We start from the raw sequence: 15482 nt of genomic DNA, 5'->3' as shown, positions 1-15482 counted from the left end.
TATTAAAAAAATTGTTAATGCAACTTTAATAAATATAGTTACTTGACAATCTACAGTTTATTTCTTACACTTGGTTACGAAAAGTAAACTAAACAATATCGCATAAGAATCGCTGTTCCAAAGCATCATGTTAAAGAAAAAATTCTTTGGAGGTATGTATCATGGGAAAAGATTTCTTGGCAGCCTTAAAAGACAGAAGAAGCTACTATGGAATTAGCAAAGAATCAGTGGTATCTGACAGCCGAATTCAAGAAGTCATCAACGAAGCTGTTAAACATACGCCTTCCGCTTTTAACTCCCAAAGTGCTCGGGTAGTGGTTCTGCTCGGTGAACAGCATGACAAATTGTGGAATATCACAAAAGAGACCCTGCGCAAAATCGTACCTGCTGACAATTTTGCTTCGACTGAAGAAAAAATGAATGCTTTTGGCAACGGCTACGGTACTGTGCTGTTCTTTGAAGATCAAAGTGTCGTGGATGGCCTGCAAAAACAATTTGAGCTGTACAAGGACAACTTCCCGATCTGGTCTCAGCACTCTTCCGGTATGCTTCAATTTGTAGTTTGGACCTCTTTGGAAAACGAAGGCTTTGGCGCATCCCTGCAGCACTACAATCCTCTGATTGACGAAGAAGTACAACAGACCTGGAATGTACCAAGCAGCTGGAAGCTGATTGCCCAATTGCCTTTTGGCAAGCCGACCTTCGAGCCAGGTGAAAAACAATTCCAGCCACTAGAAGATCGGGTAAAATTCTACTCTTAATCTCACCTTTTTCGAAAGCTGCTTACAGCGACACGATGGTTCAAATCCATTTTGTCGCCGTATTTTATTTGCACGGTGAAAGTACCGTTTTATACGATTGCTTTCCGCTAATGACTATGGTAGAATGCAATTAAACAAAAGATTTTTATAAGTGTTCACATATTGTAAAGGGTTTACATTTATGTTTGAACCTTTTACAATGTGTGAATTTTTATTTTATCCACAAATAAAAGTTGCATATTCATTTTAATTTTTTTGGAGGTAACACCCATGCAAACAGGTACAGTAAAATGGTTCAACGCTGAAAAAGGCTATGGCTTCATCGCAGTTGAAGGCGGAAACGATGTATTCGTTCACTTCAGCGCAATCCAAGGCGACGGTTTCAAATCCCTTGAAGAAGGCCAACGCGTTGAGTTCAACGTAGTTGAAGGCAACCGTGGACCACAAGCTGAGAACGTTGTAAAACTGTAAACAGCACTTACAAAGCTGCCCCTACTTATGGAGGGGTAGCTTTTTTGTTGCCTTGCGAGAGTTTTTTGATATGTAAAAAATTCATACTTTCTTCCTAAGAGGCTGTTGACAATACGTACACCTAACCATATAATCACGTTATAATGCAGATTAAAGCAATGGCGCTTTAGAGGGCATGAATTTTTTGACAATACGTATGATTTGTAGATGTTGCAATTATGGCTTTATTTTTAAGGTCGTTTGAAAGCGGTTCCAGTTTGTTTGTCAAGCAAGCACTGTAAACAAGTTCACACGAATAAGCAAAGGCGCTTAGGTATTTCTCGGTTACGAGATCCTAAGCGCCTTTTTTCAGTTAAATGCGCAACTCGACGTTTTTAACTGAGCCAGAAAGTAGATACTTCCCTTATCTGCTTCCTGATTGATTCAAGTCATAGCATTCCGCTAAAAATGCGGTCGCTCCCCCATAACAGCCTCGATAAGAGGTTTTCTGAAAAGGTAGCTATGACCGTTTTGTTTACATCCTGAAAAAGGTGGGGTTGTGTATGGAACACATTGGAAGTGTCATTATTTACATTATCATGTTATGTGCAGTCATTGGGGCTATTGCTGCGATCCGCAATAGCGATGAAGGACTCGGAAAAGAGTTCATGGAAGGGATTCACTCTACCGGTTATATCTTTGTACCTGCTGCCGGTATCATGGCGTCCCTGCCCTATATTTCCTGGTTTGTAGAAAAAGCGGTTTCTCCTATCTTCCATAAGATCGGTGCAGATCCAGCTCTTGCCGCTACTGCAATCCTTGCCACTGACATGGGCGGATATCAATTGGCTAACATCCTGAAGACCAGCACCGAGGGTTGGGTTATGGCGATGGTCGTTGGTTTCATGGCTGGTGCTACGATCGTATTCTCCATTCCGATGGGGCTTGCGATGCTCGATAAACGCGACCATAAATATATGGCGCTGGGTGTCATGTCCGGTATTTTGACTGTTCCCATCGGTGCTTTCATTACAAGTGCAATTCTTTCTTTGACCAACGCTCAAGTACGCGCTGAAATCGCTTCGAATGGTGATTCTACTTATGCTTTTGCTATCGGAATCGGACAAGTTCTGTTGAATCTATCCCCGATCCTGATTTTTGTATTGGTAATTGCTGCCGGTCTGCGCTTCTTGCCGGACCTGATGATTCGCGGATTTATGATTTTCGGTAAAACCATGGATGCTGGTATCAAGCTGGTACTCGTTTTCTCCATCGTTCAACACTTTACAGGAATCTTCTCTACGATCTTTGGTGCTTGGGGCTTTGACCCGATCATCGCCGATCCTGCTGACCAATACCGTGCTTTGGAAACTGCCGGTTATATCGGTATCATGCTCGCTGGTGCGTTCCCGATGGTATACTTGCTGCGCAAATACTGTGCGAAGCCACTGGAATCTCTCGGTATGAAATTAGGCTTGAGCTCTACAGGTAGTGCTGGCTTGCTCGCTACGATCGCAAACATTTTGGCGATGTTCCGTCTCGTTCGTTCCATGCCGCCAAAAGACAAAGTAATCAACATCGCATTCGGTGTCTGTGCTGCCTTCTTGCTCGGTGACCACCTGAGCTTCTCGGCAAACTTCCAGCCAAACATCATCCTGCCGGTACTGCTCGGTAAATTGGGTGCTGGTGTAATCGCGATCGCACTTTCCTACTGGCTGTCTGTACCAAAAGCTTTGGAGCTGGAAAAGCAAGACCGCGCTGCTGGCATTATTGGACCAAATGAATACCTGGAAGATGCGCCAAAAACTGCTGCTGCAGAAGTAGCCGCTACAAAAGAATAAATCAAAAAGGAGCTGTCCCCCTGAAAGGACGGCTCCTTTTTTCATGTAAAAAGAACGTCTGAAAACGAATGGTTGTACATAATTTGTATTGTGAATTCTTCCTATTCAGGGACGCAGCACAAATCGCCTTTGCCAGTTTCCAGTGCAGATTTCAGGCTTGACACTACTTGTGACCAGGCCATTTTGTGCCAAGCCCTGGCTTTGTCCCACTCCTCGGATTCTTTCCAGCCAAAATGCTCGATGACCACTTTGGTTTTCCCCGACAGCTCCGATAACGTGACAAGGACGTATGTTAACGCATTGTCCTGGTTCATGATAGCCGCAAAATCATCCGGGCCCTTCCAAGTAAAGCCCAGCCTCTCCTTTGGTTCGAATAGAGTCAGGAAGCATCCTTTGGTTCCCATTTGCTCCCGATTACTCGGATCAAAGAACAATTCATACGCGCCACCCAAACGCGGCTCAATATTGGCGTCAGGAGCAAACCACTGAATCACGCGGTCTGTTTGCGTAAAGGCTAACCATACCAGCTCCAGAGGAGACTCTATCTCCGTCTCTACCTGCAAGGCACTCATCGTCATTTTCCCCCTCGTAATTGTCCTAACAGTTTGAAAATAACAACGAAAACATTGGCAGTCAATACCTATTCCTCTAATGATTCTCGTGAAGTCAGATGCGAATGTACTATTTTTTCGGGTAATGCACATTCACGCCTTTGTCAAGCAATAATGAATGTTATAATAGAATGGAATAAAATCCAAATTGGGGAGAGGAACGATGGAACAAACAGTCGCAAAATCAGCTCACCAAAAATTACCGATTGGAAAACTGCTCAAGAGGATCCTCTTCATTCTGATTGGTGCCTCTCTCGTCTCTGTTGCTTTGGAAATCTTTCTGGTTCCAAACAACATCATTGACGGTGGAATTGTAGGTGTCTCCATTATTGCCTCGCACCTGACAGGAATGAAGCTTGGTATCTTCCTGTTCCTCTTGAACTTACCTTTCCTCTTAATTGGGTACAAGCAAATTGGGAAAACATTTGCTATCTCAACCTTGTTTGGGGTAACCATTATGTCGATTGGAACATCCCTTCTCCATCCCGTTCCTGGTTTAACCGGTGACCCTCTGCTCGCTGCTGTATTCGGTGGAATCATTTTAGGTATTGGTGTTGGACTTGTCCTGCGCTATGGGGGTTCATTGGACGGTACGGAAATTATCGCTGTCTTGTTCAATAAGAAGTCTCCCTTCTCCGTTGGTGAGATCGTGATGTTTATCAACCTATTCATTTTGAGTAGCGCCGGATTTGTATTCGGTTGGGATCGCGCGATGTACTCGCTGATTGCCTATTACATTGCTTTCAAAATGATCGATCTGACCATCGAAGGATTCCAGGAATCCAAATCGGTTTGGATTATTAGCGACAATCACAAAGAGCTCGGTGACGCAATCGTTGCTCGTCTGGGTCGTGGTGTTACTTATCTGAAAGGTGAGGGCGGCTATACAGGCGACGATAAGAAAGTCATTTTCTGCATCATTACGCGTCTGGAGGAAGCCAAGCTCAAGCTGATTGTGGAAGAAGTAGACCCTACTTCCTTTTTGGCCGTGGGGAACATTCACGACGTACGTGGCGGACAATTCAAAAAGAACGCTATTCACTAACAATTAGCATCATGCTGAATCTAATACGTTATCAAAAGTGTCGCCTATTATTCGGGTGGCACTTTTCTTTTCCGTTTTTATTTCCACAATTTGGTCCATCGTATACGATAGAGATACCTGCTCATAAGGAGGCTTTCCCATGGCTGCCAACCATTTTACACTTACATCGATTCCGATTGAAGAAAAAGAGGTCCTCAAGCGCTTATTGGAGCTGTACTTATATGATTTCAGCGAGTTTTTACCAATCGATGTCAATGAGGACGGCTGTTTTGGTTATCCCTATGTTGATGAGTATTGGAGTGATCCAGTCCGCCATCCTTTTTTTGTGAAGGTAGAGGGCAAGCTGGCTGGTTTTGTACTCGTTCGCAGCTTTCCTGACCATAATAACGAGCAAGTTTATTCGATAGCGGAGTTTTTTATGATGAAACGCTTCCGAAGACATGGTTTGGGAAAAACCGTCGCGCATGAGATCTTCCGAAAATTTCCCGGAAAATGGGAGGTCTTTCAGATCAGAAGCAATCTCCCTGCCATAGCCTTCTGGAGAAAAAGCATTGCGGAATACACCCGAAATGATTTTCAAGAGCGTAAAGAAGAGGAGAGGGTATATCAAACCTTTGTATCTGCACCCGGCTTGTAAGCATACAGACTAGAGACAGGAATCAAACAGTCTCTAGTCTTTTCTTATAACTGGCGTTACGCGCGGAAAAGTCATCGTGACGGTAGTTCCCTTTCCCTGCGCGCTCCAGGCTCTTATTTCACCGCCATGCGCCAGTACAAGCTGCTTGGCGATCGCCATTCCGAGGCCAGTTCCGCTGACATCCTCTTCTGTATGTCCTCCACGGTAATACCTTTCAAACAGATTTGCCTGCGTCTGCTCATCCATACCAGGTCCATTATCGCTGATTGCAACGGCAAATCCGTCATGCTCCTCCAAAGCATTCACACTGACGAGCACCTGTGTCCCTGCTGGCGTATGCTTGATGGCATTTGCCAAAATATTAACGATGATCCGACGAAAATAGCTCGGATCCACTTCTGCATAAACAACAGGTACAGAGGTGCGAAACTCGATCACGTGTTCATCTGCTCCTGGGTCATTCACCATGTCTACCGTGATCCTCCTGATTGCTTCGACAACCTCGATCGATTCCTTTACGAGCGGCAGGGCGTTGTTTTTCAAACGGTAGGTCAGGTTCAAATCCTCGATCAAGCCATTCATGTAATCCGCTTTTTCCCGTATTGTCCTCCCGAACTGCCCAACCTCGCCCTCGGCCCATTCGTATGCTTCTGTCTCCAGAATAGCCGCGTAGCCAAAAATAGAGCTGAGCGGTGTCTTCAAATCGTGAGACAAGCCGGATATCCATTCTTCCCTCGTTCGTTCCATATCTTTTTGCCGTTGTTCATTCATCCGCAGCGTCTCACTTAAATGCGCGAGTGCATCAAACATGTCTTTATAGACTGCGAATGGGCTCTTCCATTTCCCTTTTCTCGTCATTCCCGCCCTGCGACCGTTTCGTGCGACGGGCTCTATGTACTGACCTTTCGACAAGCGCTCGATCCAGCTCACCATGTGCAGAAGCGGTTTTCCTACTCGCAGCGCATACCAGCTTCCGATGAAAACAATACACAAAATCATAATGACTAGAAGCTGCCTGAGCACATCCTCCAGCACATTGTCCACCGAATCACCCGCGGCATCTGCCTGGAAGCCTGGATTGTGCAGCCCGACCACGTATGTCTTTCCGCTTTCTTGGTCATAACGGCTAATAATGCGCTGCGGCGTGTTTTTTTGTCCCTGCCCGTTTTGTAAAACCTCTGTCAAATCAAGGCGCAAGGATGCGTTTGCATGATTCCACTGCTCAAGAAGCTGCCCATCCCGGTCATAGATGACATACCAGGCATTTTCCCGGGAAAAGTTTTGCTGTAATCCCTCTGTAGCCTGCTTGCTTCCCAAAGGCTGCGAAACGAGTAATTGTCTCATCAACTCAAATTCTGGCGCAGGGGTTGCATACAGGACGATCATTTTCTTTTCCGCCACCGTCACGATCCAATAAGTAAAATGGTACGGAGCAGCACGTTCATTCTGTATCCATGCAATCCACTCACCCGGCGTGTAGGTGGTCGGAATATCGGCAGGTGTATGAAATGTGTAGATAGCCTTCCCCTGCTCATCCATAATTTGCATCCAGCCATTATGCGCTGCGACGCTTTTCTCCACCTTGTTCTCTACCCGGATGGTCTCGCCCTCTGCACTTAGCTGCATCGCCAGATCAGAAGCACTCAGGCGGGATGGATCAGCAGCAATCTCTTCATTGGTGACGCGTACTCCAAGCACCATCAGCGAAATACTCATACAAACAAAAAGCACGACGACAAACCCGAAAAACTGGCGGACATACTGGATGATCAGCTTTTTCCGCAGATTCATGATGACTTCCCGTTCGTCACCAGCTTATAGCCCAGTCCCCTGATCGTGACAAGATGCTTCGGCTGACTCGGATTTTCCTCAATCCGCTGCCGCAGCTTATGAATGTGCACCATCACGGTATTTTCATCAAACAAGCCATACTCATCCTTCCAGACATGATCGTATATTTGTTCCTTCGTAAAGACCCGATTCGGATTTTGACAAAAGAAAACAAGAAGCTGAAACACTTGCGCCGGGCAGTCCACCTGTTTTCCATCAACAATCAGCTCTGCCGCATCCACATTAACGAGGATTCGGTCAAACGCATATCGCTTTTCCTCTTGTGCCGCTGCTGTAGACGTTCCCAGCGTTCGTCGCAAATGCGCCTTTACTCGTGCTACGACCTCCAATGGGTGAAAGGGCTTGGTGATATAATCGTCAGCTCCATAAGCAAAGCCACTAAGCTTATCAAAGTCGGAGCCTTTTGCGGAAAGGAAGAAAATCGGAGCCTGCGTTCGTTGGCGCACCGCTGCACACAGCTCAAATCCACTTTTATCGGGCAGCATGACATCCAGAATCAACAGATCATACGTCCTCTCTTCTATCAGACGCAATGCCTGCTGTGCCCTTGTACACGTATCGATGTATAAAAAGCCTTCCTTTTTCAGGACGGTCTTCACCATGTGCAGGATCGCTTCTTCATCGTCGACAAGCAATATTCTCGCTTCTGTTTCCACAACGCACCCTCCTTCTTGTATTCATCATATCATGTGCTGCTCGGACGAACGAAAACGTTAAGGTAATGGTAAGGTAGTGTTTCGCTACCGGAAAGGAAGACCTTTTACAATAAAAGAGAAGAAAGGAAGTGAACAAACCGATGTGGGCCATTTGCCAACACGAATTTATTAGATTGTTCAAAAGCATTAAATCGTTGATTACCGTAGCCTTTATTGTCGGCATTTCGTATCTGGTCTCTGATCTGGTGAATCAGGCAGCAAGCTTTTTCCCGGCGCATGAGCTGGCGAAAGGACATGCACTTGGCATCCTTGTTCTCATCATGCTGCTCGGACCATTGTTTGTATTCAGCTTGTCCCATGACGTAATGAACCGGGAGCTGGCTGGCAGAACGATTCGCTTTCTCGTCACACGAACCTCCCGGACAAAAATTATTTTCGGCAAGTTTTTGGGAGTCGTTCTCTTTTGGCTCGCATGCCTTGTGATTACCTTTGGCGTCGTTTTGGCTACTGTTCATACATTCGATGCCAAGACATTTTGGCAGTGCTTGTCCTTGCTTGTATACTGCATCACGCTGGCCGTGCTGCTTTCCTTGGCCGTGCCTCGTCCTAGCTATACCATGTTTCTCGGAATTGTTCTGGCCATGGTGCTCCCTGGCCTGGGCATGTGGAGCGCGCTTTCGGGACATCCCGCTGCACAATTTACCGCCTATTTGACACCGTACACCTTTATTCAAAAAGGTGGAGCTTGGATCGGCTTTATCTGGCTGTATGCAGTAGTATTCCTGTCCGTTTCCATCTACTTGTTTCAAAGGAGGGATTGCTAATGCAGGTGATTGAAACTGTCCAACTGAGCAAACGCTTTGGAAATAGAACGGTTGTAAATAACGTCAGTCTAGAAGTCCAAAGCGGTGAAATCTTTGGCTTTCTCGGGCGAAACGGAGCTGGCAAGTCTACCTTCATCAATATGCTCACAGGCATCATTCGTCCAACCTCAGGCACAATCCGAATGTTTGGTGACGATAGCGGGTCAGAGGAATGGAAGCGAAGAATCGGTGTCTTGCCTGATTACTCCACCTTTTATGATTCGCTGACAGCTGCTGCTCATCTGCATTATTTTGCCCGTGTCAAAGGCGTTTCGCTGACTCAGCAGGAATGCAACCGGATTTTAGCGGCTGTGGAGCTTAAGGAACACGCAACGCGCAAGGCCAAAACGTTTTCCTTCGGGATGAAAAAGAAGCTGGGAATCGCTCAGGCACTCGTCGGAGATCCGGAGCTATTGTTTCTGGATGAGCCAACATCAGGAGTCGACGTGGAGTCGGCGCTGCATATTCAAGAGCTGCTTAGAAGCTTGCACGCACAGGGCAAAACGATCTTCATGACCTCGCACAACCTGAATGAGGTAGAAAAGATTTGTACCCGTATCGCGATCATGAAAAACGGAAAAATCGGGTCGCTTGGAAGTCTGGATGAATTACAGTCTGCCCACCAGAAGTGGCGTCATGTATCTGTTCGACACTCTGCCTTTTCTGCTGGGGAGCAGACTACTCTTTGTACATTTGTGGAATCGTTGGGGCGAAATCTCACGTGGGGAGACGGGCGTTTTTCCCTGCAGGTCGACGATGAACAAAAGGTAGCAACCTTAATCCGCGCGCTCGTACAGGCTCGTATCGACATCTACGGAGTCCATGTTGAGGAGCCTTCACTGGAAAAGATCTTCTTGGAGGAAGAAAGCCATGTTTAATTTATACTTCGCTCTCATCCTGACGATCCTCATCCTGTATCGAATCTATCGGGGAGACGTAGTATCCAATATGTCCATGTCTATCATGATTGGACTGATTGTCCTGAATCTCGTCATTTTCGCGAAAAATTGGCGTCAGAAGCAGAAGAAGGCATAAAAAAAAGCAGCTGTTTGAGCTCCGAACGATTCGGGTTACAAAGAGCTGCTTTTTGCCTATACCAGTGGCAAGAGCTGTTCGAGCCTTTCAATGACCGCCAAAGGCTTATGTGAAGATTTTGGTTCTTTTCCCCGCGGGTTGATCCAGACGGCAGAGAAGCCTGCATCGATTGCACCAGCAACATCTGCGTCCCATGTATCCCCTACGAACAAAACCCGCTCGCATTGTACCTGTAATTCCTGCACCGCTGTTGCGTAAATGCGCGGATCAGGCTTGTGGAAGCCGATCAATTCGGATATAAACACCCGCTCCTTCGGGAAATAGCTGGACAGCCCCAGCCTCTCCAGCTTGATAAAAGCCATATCTTCCGGACCATTCGTAACGATTCCGAGCGTATGCTGTTCAGCCAGCTTCGCGATTGTGGCTTGCACAGTCTGGTCTGGCTGGACAGCATCCATGCATGCCGCGGCATAAGCTCGCTGAAAATCATCGACCTGATGAGGCTCAATGTGCCTCCCAAAGTCAGCCAGTGAGCGCTGCAAACGAAGCTGACGGTATTGCGTAAAGTCGTAGAGCTGGGCAATCACATCAATCCAGAGCGCGTCTCCATGACGTCGCAGTGCTTCCTGCATTTCTTTTCCATCCAAATCAGCCGTCAACGGGTGAGTCGCGATCGTTTGATGCATCCCTTTCTCCCAGCATGCTGAAAAATCAAACAAGGTATCGTCCAGATCAAACAAAATCGTTGTGAAAGCAGGCATGTTGGTGTTCACTCCCTTTTCTCTGACTCCTGCAAATTATTCCTGCATGTGCCTCTTTCTTTTGCTATGATCATTGTAACGGAAAAAGGAGAAAAGGAGGGACATTATGTCTGTTGATAAGCTAGATCTTCTTTTGGAAGGGATGAATGAGCTGCGTCAAGTCACCCGTGCCATTTTGGATCGACAGGATGAGAATGATGCAAAGCTGGATGCATTGACTATGGAGGTACATGTACTAAAAGGCGATGTTGCTCAGCTTAAGGTAGATGTTGCCGAATTGAAAGAAGATGTTGCCCAGCTTAAGGTAGATGTCGCCGAATTGAAAGAAGATGTTGCCCAGCTTAAGATAGATGTTACTGAATTAAAAGAAGGTGTTGCCCAGCTTAAGATAGATTTTGCTGAATTGAAAGATGGCCAGAATCGGCATGAGCGAGTTTTGGAGACACTGGCTTTGCGCGCATTGGAATGGAATGCATACCGTCTCGACCATTCCCGCCGGTCCGTTTAAGACGAGCTGTTCGTTCCATTTTCTGCAAGATCAGCGTACAATGCCTCTTTCAGCTCTTCTGGCAAAAGAATGGAGCGGCGTGTATTTGCATCAATCATCACCATCGTTACATCCCCATCCGCCACCAGCTGCTCCTTTTCGTTATACAGCTCATGCTTGATGACAAAGCTTTTTTCACCCACTTTGACCACAGTCGTGATCGCGTGTACCTCTTCGCGCATTTGCAGCTCCTTGCGGTAGTTGATATTGATATTGACTACTACCGGCATAATCTGTCGACGCTTTAATTCGTCCAGTGTAAAGCCCTTCTGCCAGATCCAGTCAAATCTCGCCCACTCCATATACTCCAAATACTTTGCGTTATTCACATGTCCAATAACGTCAATATCGGTAGACCTGACGGTAAAATCAAAGCGATGTGCCAATGCTCTCACTCCCTTTTTTCTTTAGTATAACGAATGTAAGTAACTGAGTGAATATTCATTCAAAATATTCCGAATGATCCATCTGTTCATTATCTATATTTCTCCTATAATAAAGGTATAAACTTTGATCGACTGGTCATTTGGAAAGGATGATTCCATGTTTGAACAAGCACTGCTCCCTGCGCTCCAAACAGCTCGTTCCCGATATATGGATGCGCTGGATAAGCTGGAAGCAGACCAGCTCTCGTGGAAGCTGGCTCCTGGCTCCAACTCTGTCGGTTTTCTAATTCAGCATATTGCTGAAGTGGAATATCGCTTCTGTGCGATGTTTTTTCAGCAGCCGCTCCCGCCCGAAATCACACTGGCAACCATCGGCCCAGTAAAGGACGAGGGTATCTATACAGATTTGGCAGCCCTGCATGCCATACGTGAAGCCTCTTATACTCATTTACTGCAAGCCCTCTCCTCATTGCCCCCAGAGGCGTGGGACGTCCCTTGCGAAGCTCCTATCGCCACACTTACCCCCAGACAAGCATTAGGCCGACTCCTCTACCATATGGGCTATCATGGAGGACAAATTGGCCTGATCCGCAAATACGGAGGCAAGCAATGAGTCTGTACCTTGCAGGAGAGCGGCTCGTTTTGCGTAGCATGACGCGTGAAGACCTGACTCTCACCCTCGAAATATACAACAGTAATCCTGACTACAATTTCCTGCGAAATGGCGATGACAACGTAACTCTTGCGGAAGTGGAAGCAGAATATGACGCCACCCTCACCATCCCAACCGGATACTGGCTGGCGATTTGCGTTGCTGATCGGCTGATCGGAGTCTTGCATCTGATCGTCTCCAATCCTTCCGATCAAAAGAGCTGGATCAGTATGCTGCTGCTCCACTCTGACTATCAAAGACAAGGCTTTGGAAAAGAGGCCGTGTCCTTGGTAGAGCAGCACTGCCTGAAAGCTGGTAGTCGCAACATTCACCACGGTGTCATTGCCCATAACGCGCAAGCTCTTCTCTTCTGGGGAATGCTCGGCTATGAGCAGTATCGACAGGTTCAAGCGCCAGTCGGTCGTTTGACGCAGCCTGTGCTTTTAGTCGCAAAATGGCTGGATGAAGCTAGCTAAGGAGGTGAGACCTATGGCACGCCATCTGTTTGAATGTGATGTACCTGTTCTCTCCTAACAATCGAGGGAACGACGCAGCAGCCGTCCCTCGACTGCGGAATTTCGTTGTGATCAACTATTCCGAGAGGGGCATGTAGTCATGAGCCATTCACACTGGAAAAAACAATTGTTTGGTGCACTCTGCCTGTCACTGGCTGCCGCCATCTGGGGCGGAGTCTATGTGGTCAGCAAGGTCGTTCTGGAGGTCATCCCTCCTTTTACCCTTTTAATCTTGCGGTTTGGCATTGCGCTTCTCGTATTAGGAGCGTTTGTCATAGCACGAAAAGAGTACATCGCTAAAAATGATTATCCCATGCTCATGGGGATTGCGTTTGTCGGGGTGACGATTTCGATCGCTGCCCAGTTTCTTGGTACCAAGCTTTCGACTGCGCATATGGGATCCTTGATTACTGCTGCCTCTCCCGCATTCATCGCGCTTTTTGCCGTATGGCTGCTCAAGGAACGTCTTCACTGGAAGCAGCTGGTCGGAATTTTGCTTGCTACATGCGGGGTGATCATCGTGATCGGAGTTCCTGATGGGGCAGACGCTCAGTCTTCTTTCACGGGAAATCTGATTCTGCTGGTAGCAGCAGTAAGCTGGGGTCTGTACACGGTGCTGAGCAAAAAAGCGACACAGCGTTATTCCTCGCTCGCCGTTACCACCTATGTTGCCTTGTTTGGTCTCCTGTTTACAAGTCCCATCATGGCTTGGGAGCTGTCGGTCACACCTGTCTCCTGGCAATTTGGAATGGACATTTGGGCAGGCATCCTCTACATCGGGATCATCTCTACTGCCGGGGCATTTTATCTGTGGAACAAAGGGTTTGAGCTGATGCAAGCAGGAAGTGGCGCAGGATTTTTCTTCGTGCAGCCAATCGTCGGTGCCTTTTTGGGCTGGCTGCTTCTCCACGAGCATCTCGGCATGGGCTTTTTCGCAGGTGCTGCCTTTATCTTCCTCGGGGTCGCTTTGTCCAACCTGCAAAAGCAGGATTCATCCAGTTCAGCAGTACAGGAAGTGCCAAAAACGTAAGGGCAGAGCAGAGTGGACACATACCGTGATGTCTGCAAAAAAGAAAAGGGCAGCACTTTGGCTGTCCTTTTCGGTTCTCTTATATGACAGTGTTGTTCCTACGGCTTAAAATGCTGGGTGACTACGCCTTTTCCGTCTGCTACTTCCACTTCGGCGTAGGTTCCGTTAATAAAGGTTATTTGCGGCGGGACATGTCCACAATCCACATCATAAATGATTGGCACCTGCAGTTCCTCGGACAACTCCTGGTAAACATCTTCGGCAGTATAACCATCTACTGGTGTATTGGCAGGGCTTCTCCCGAACAGGATGCCGGAACAATTTGCAAACCAGCCCGCCAGCTTCATTTGGACTAATGAGCGGCGCAAATCTGCTGTGCTTAGCTCACAGTTTTCCAAGTACCACAAAATGGGCTCATTTTGAATAACGTTTTCCTGAAAATGACGTACATCCCCGTACGGTGTTCCGATGACATGACGAATGACATCTATGCATCCACCCAGTAAACGTCCCTCCACCTTTACTGGTGCTTGCCCTGCCGCAATGCTCTTCCACTCCGTCTGTTCATTCAAATGAAAGACACAGGGCGACGGTTTATCATGCTGCCACTCTTTTTGATACGCTGCGGATGAATACTGAACGATCGAGGAACCCGCTTTGGTAGAAAGCACCTTTTCCCACATGGCAGTCGTATCATCAGAGAACTCGCCGCGCAGGTCAATGAGATTGGTTCCATGTGCAGTCGCAATCCCACGCTTCAAAGTCACCACGAACAATAACAGACTCGTATCCGAATAGCCAAGAATCCATTTGTTCTCAAACTTCGAAAAGTCGAGGTTAGCAAGCAGCTCGATGAACAGCTCTCCACCCCACGGCGGGAAAATCAATGAAATCTGGTCGTTCTCCATCATATCCTGCAGTTCTTTTGCTCTTTTTATGGCCGGAGCAGACTTCGCCTTTTCCTGAGTCCAAGCGGTTTCTCCGACTGCAACACCATAGCCCCGTTGCTCCAAACGATCACACGCCTGCTTCAACAGGTTGTGCAAGCCGACGCTCACCCCTGAAGATGGTGCCGTTACTCCTATAGTTGCTCCCTTGTCTAAAAACGGATAGGTAATCATCTCGAGCCTCCCTCATTCTCCCGATGCGCTTTTTCTCGTTCATCGTAAATTAAGAAACATCATATCAGGTGAGTGAGAGCAAATACCAGTCTTATTGTAATTTTTTAATCGACAAAAAAAACTGACATCCACATGGGATATCAGCAAAAGAGATGACGGATTTTCTTGGTTTTAACCAAACAGGGACAAAGCTAAGCAAAAGAAAATAGGCGACATCAAGCCGCCCTATATATTAACCGGGAGGGAAGTAGAGGAGTTCAAACGAACAAACGCGTTACCTGTCGTTACAGTTGAATCTTTTAAACCTTACTGCTTGCTTGTGTCAGTTGAACTGCTGTTTTCAGTTCCGGAAGTTCCAGCCGAGCCTGCATCAGACTTGCTGTCTGTGCTGCCAGCCTCCGTTGATGAATCTGTTGAAGAGCCTGTGCTGTCAGATGAACCTGCTGGTGCCTCTGCATTCGCTTTGGAGTCATCAGTAGATTGATCCTGAGTAGCCGTGCTGTCAGAAGAGGAGGTCCCCGGAGTGGTTGCGCTTCCTTCTTCTTGTTGTGTCGCTGGTTCAGGTGTGCCTGTTGTGCTCGAGCAGGCAACCAAGCTTCCAGACAGGAGCAATGCGACAGCTGCAATGGATATCCATTTTTTATTCATGTTCATTCCCCTTTCGTTCCTTGGCATCGTGACCTTCTCGCTGTCACATGTATATCGTAACGGCGAAAAATA

The 15482-nt window shown here is 47.1% G+C and carries 19 protein-coding genes; 12 read left to right on the top strand and 7 right to left on the bottom strand.

Annotated elements, in window-relative coordinates; translation table 11 throughout:
• Window positions 1-161: 161 nt before the first annotated feature.
• From ADS79_RS02565 to eutH, 3 genes are all read left to right on the top strand, one after another.
• Window positions 162-761 carry a nitroreductase family protein gene (locus ADS79_RS02565; RefSeq protein WP_049736836.1) on the top strand — a complete coding sequence of 200 codons (600 nt, stop codon included), beginning with the start codon at window positions 162-164 and terminating at the stop codon, window positions 759-761.
• Between the two features lie 270 nt (window positions 762-1031).
• Window positions 1032-1232 carry a cold-shock protein gene (locus ADS79_RS02560; RefSeq protein ID WP_049736835.1) on the top strand — a complete coding sequence of 67 codons (201 nt, stop codon included), beginning with the start codon at window positions 1032-1034 and terminating at the stop codon, window positions 1230-1232.
• 542 nt (window positions 1233-1774) lie between these two features.
• Window positions 1775-3052, top strand: a complete 1278-nt coding sequence (gene eutH, locus ADS79_RS02555; RefSeq protein ID WP_049736834.1) for an ethanolamine utilization protein EutH — start codon at window positions 1775-1777, stop codon at window positions 3050-3052.
• A gap of 101 nt (window positions 3053-3153) precedes the next feature.
• Here the strand turns inward: eutH and ADS79_RS02550 are convergent, their stop codons facing one another.
• Complete coding sequence (locus ADS79_RS02550; RefSeq protein ID WP_049736833.1) at window positions 3154-3624, bottom strand: SRPBCC family protein; 471 nt, start codon at window positions 3622-3624, stop codon at window positions 3154-3156.
• A 202-nt stretch (window positions 3625-3826) separates the two neighbouring features.
• Here ADS79_RS02550 and ADS79_RS02545 point away from each other — a divergent pair, with 202 nt between their 5' ends.
• Together ADS79_RS02545 and ADS79_RS02540 are read left to right on the top strand one after the other, a co-directional pair.
• Window positions 3827-4708, top strand: a complete 882-nt coding sequence (locus ADS79_RS02545) for a YitT family protein (RefSeq protein ID WP_049736832.1) — start codon at window positions 3827-3829, stop codon at window positions 4706-4708.
• A gap of 139 nt (window positions 4709-4847) precedes the next feature.
• Complete coding sequence (locus tag ADS79_RS02540; protein ID WP_049736831.1) at window positions 4848-5345, top strand: GNAT family N-acetyltransferase; 498 nt, start codon at window positions 4848-4850, stop codon at window positions 5343-5345.
• 33 nt (window positions 5346-5378) lie between these two features.
• Here the strand turns inward: ADS79_RS02540 and ADS79_RS02535 are convergent, their stop codons facing one another.
• Window positions 5379-7136 carry a sensor histidine kinase gene (locus ADS79_RS02535; protein WP_049736830.1) on the bottom strand — a complete coding sequence of 586 codons (1758 nt, stop codon included), beginning with the start codon at window positions 7134-7136 and terminating at the stop codon, window positions 5379-5381.
• Window positions 7133-7798 (bottom strand): response regulator transcription factor, encoded by a 666-nt coding sequence (locus ADS79_RS02530; RefSeq protein ID WP_049736993.1) that lies wholly within the window; start codon window positions 7796-7798, stop codon window positions 7133-7135. Before ADS79_RS02530 ends, ADS79_RS02535 begins: the two co-directional genes overlap by 4 nt.
• 194 nt (window positions 7799-7992) lie before the next feature.
• Between ADS79_RS02530 and ADS79_RS02525 the strand changes: the two genes are divergently transcribed.
• Genes ADS79_RS02525 through ADS79_RS35525 form a run of 3 tightly spaced genes read left to right on the top strand, consistent with a single transcriptional unit; the run spans window position 7993 to window position 9750 of the window.
• Window positions 7993-8676, top strand: coding sequence for an ABC transporter permease (locus ADS79_RS02525; RefSeq protein WP_049736829.1), 684 nt, complete (start codon window positions 7993-7995; stop codon window positions 8674-8676).
• Window positions 8676-9593, top strand: a complete 918-nt coding sequence (locus tag ADS79_RS02520; protein ID WP_049736828.1) for an ABC transporter ATP-binding protein — start codon at window positions 8676-8678, stop codon at window positions 9591-9593. Before ADS79_RS02525 ends, ADS79_RS02520 begins: the two co-directional genes overlap by 1 nt.
• Entirely contained in the window at window positions 9586-9750 is a 165-nt protein-coding gene (locus ADS79_RS35525; protein ID WP_162839502.1) for a hypothetical protein, read from the top strand. The genes ADS79_RS02520 and ADS79_RS35525 overlap by 8 nt, the downstream gene beginning before the upstream one ends.
• Before the next feature lie 56 nt (window positions 9751-9806).
• Here the strand turns inward: ADS79_RS35525 and ADS79_RS02515 are convergent, their stop codons facing one another.
• Window positions 9807-10511, bottom strand: coding sequence for an HAD family hydrolase (locus tag ADS79_RS02515; protein ID WP_049736827.1), 705 nt, complete (start codon window positions 10509-10511; stop codon window positions 9807-9809).
• Window positions 10512-10617: 106 nt separating this feature from the next.
• On the opposite strand from ADS79_RS02515, the gene ADS79_RS02510 reads away from it, so the two are divergent.
• Entirely contained in the window at window positions 10618-11019 is a 402-nt protein-coding gene (locus ADS79_RS02510) for a hypothetical protein (protein ID WP_049736826.1), read from the top strand.
• Here ADS79_RS02510 and ADS79_RS02505 read toward each other — a convergent pair.
• Entirely contained in the window at window positions 11016-11444 is a 429-nt protein-coding gene (locus ADS79_RS02505; protein WP_049736825.1) for an acyl-CoA thioesterase, read from the bottom strand. The two genes, ADS79_RS02510 and ADS79_RS02505, sit on opposite strands and share 4 nt — an antisense overlap.
• 157 nt (window positions 11445-11601) lie before the next feature.
• On the opposite strand from ADS79_RS02505, the gene ADS79_RS02500 reads away from it, so the two are divergent.
• The 3 genes from ADS79_RS02500 to ADS79_RS02490 all read left to right on the top strand — a co-directional run bounded on the left by ADS79_RS02500 (window position 11602) and on the right by ADS79_RS02490 (window position 13641).
• Window positions 11602-12057, top strand: a complete 456-nt coding sequence (locus ADS79_RS02500; protein WP_049736824.1) for a DinB family protein — start codon at window positions 11602-11604, stop codon at window positions 12055-12057.
• Window positions 12054-12572, top strand: coding sequence for a GNAT family N-acetyltransferase (locus ADS79_RS02495; RefSeq protein WP_049736823.1), 519 nt, complete (start codon window positions 12054-12056; stop codon window positions 12570-12572). Before ADS79_RS02500 ends, ADS79_RS02495 begins: the two co-directional genes overlap by 4 nt.
• Before the next feature lie 139 nt (window positions 12573-12711).
• Window positions 12712-13641, top strand: a complete 930-nt coding sequence (locus tag ADS79_RS02490; RefSeq protein ID WP_049736822.1) for a DMT family transporter — start codon at window positions 12712-12714, stop codon at window positions 13639-13641.
• A gap of 98 nt (window positions 13642-13739) precedes the next feature.
• On the opposite strand, the gene ADS79_RS02485 is transcribed toward ADS79_RS02490, so the two are convergent.
• Both ADS79_RS02485 and ADS79_RS02480 read right to left on the bottom strand, forming a co-directional pair.
• Window positions 13740-14762: a S66 family peptidase gene (locus tag ADS79_RS02485; protein WP_049736821.1), complete on the bottom strand. Its 1023-nt coding sequence runs from the start codon at window positions 14760-14762 to the stop codon at window positions 13740-13742.
• Window positions 14763-15068: 306 nt separating this feature from the next.
• Window positions 15069-15410, bottom strand: coding sequence for a hypothetical protein (locus tag ADS79_RS02480; RefSeq protein ID WP_049736820.1), 342 nt, complete (start codon window positions 15408-15410; stop codon window positions 15069-15071).
• Window positions 15411-15482: the final 72 nt, after the last annotated feature.

It is taken from the genome of Brevibacillus reuszeri (genome assembly GCF_001187725.1).
GTDB lineage: Bacteria > Bacillota > Bacilli > Brevibacillales > Brevibacillaceae > Brevibacillus > Brevibacillus reuszeri.
Note: the sequence above shows the minus strand (reverse complement) of the source record. Positions and strands in the feature narration are given on the sequence as shown.

What these genes read in the sequence shown, in the direction of transcription:
- ADS79_RS35525 (WP_162839502.1), top strand. Translation starts at nt 9,586, where the DNA reads ATGTTTAATTTATACTTCGCTCTCATCCTGACGATCCTCATCCTGTAT.
- ADS79_RS02560 (WP_049736835.1), top strand. Translation starts at nt 1,032, where the DNA reads ATGCAAACAGGTACAGTAAAATGGTTCAACGCTGAAAAAGGCTATGGC.
- ADS79_RS02515 (WP_049736827.1), bottom strand. Translation starts at nt 10,511, where the DNA reads ATGCCTGCTTTCACAACGATTTTGTTTGATCTGGACGATACCTTGTTT.
- ADS79_RS02525 (WP_049736829.1), top strand. Translation starts at nt 7,993, where the DNA reads ATGTGGGCCATTTGCCAACACGAATTTATTAGATTGTTCAAAAGCATT.
- ADS79_RS02480 (WP_049736820.1), bottom strand. Translation starts at nt 15,410, where the DNA reads ATGAATAAAAAATGGATATCCATTGCAGCTGTCGCATTGCTCCTGTCT.
- ADS79_RS02540 (WP_049736831.1), top strand. Translation starts at nt 4,848, where the DNA reads ATGGCTGCCAACCATTTTACACTTACATCGATTCCGATTGAAGAAAAA.
- ADS79_RS02535 (WP_049736830.1), bottom strand. Translation starts at nt 7,136, where the DNA reads ATGAATCTGCGGAAAAAGCTGATCATCCAGTATGTCCGCCAGTTTTTC.
- ADS79_RS02565 (WP_049736836.1), top strand. Translation starts at nt 162, where the DNA reads ATGGGAAAAGATTTCTTGGCAGCCTTAAAAGACAGAAGAAGCTACTAT.
- ADS79_RS02520 (WP_049736828.1), top strand. Translation starts at nt 8,676, where the DNA reads ATGCAGGTGATTGAAACTGTCCAACTGAGCAAACGCTTTGGAAATAGA.
- ADS79_RS02490 (WP_049736822.1), top strand. Translation starts at nt 12,712, where the DNA reads ATGAGCCATTCACACTGGAAAAAACAATTGTTTGGTGCACTCTGCCTG.
- ADS79_RS02550 (WP_049736833.1), bottom strand. Translation starts at nt 3,624, where the DNA reads ATGAGTGCCTTGCAGGTAGAGACGGAGATAGAGTCTCCTCTGGAGCTG.
- eutH (WP_049736834.1), top strand. Translation starts at nt 1,775, where the DNA reads ATGGAACACATTGGAAGTGTCATTATTTACATTATCATGTTATGTGCA.
- ADS79_RS02495 (WP_049736823.1), top strand. Translation starts at nt 12,054, where the DNA reads ATGAGTCTGTACCTTGCAGGAGAGCGGCTCGTTTTGCGTAGCATGACG.
- ADS79_RS02545 (WP_049736832.1), top strand. Translation starts at nt 3,827, where the DNA reads ATGGAACAAACAGTCGCAAAATCAGCTCACCAAAAATTACCGATTGGA.
- ADS79_RS02530 (WP_049736993.1), bottom strand. Translation starts at nt 7,798, where the DNA reads ATGGTGAAGACCGTCCTGAAAAAGGAAGGCTTTTTATACATCGATACG.
- ADS79_RS02500 (WP_049736824.1), top strand. Translation starts at nt 11,602, where the DNA reads ATGTTTGAACAAGCACTGCTCCCTGCGCTCCAAACAGCTCGTTCCCGA.
- ADS79_RS02510 (WP_049736826.1), top strand. Translation starts at nt 10,618, where the DNA reads ATGTCTGTTGATAAGCTAGATCTTCTTTTGGAAGGGATGAATGAGCTG.
- ADS79_RS02485 (WP_049736821.1), bottom strand. Translation starts at nt 14,762, where the DNA reads ATGATTACCTATCCGTTTTTAGACAAGGGAGCAACTATAGGAGTAACG.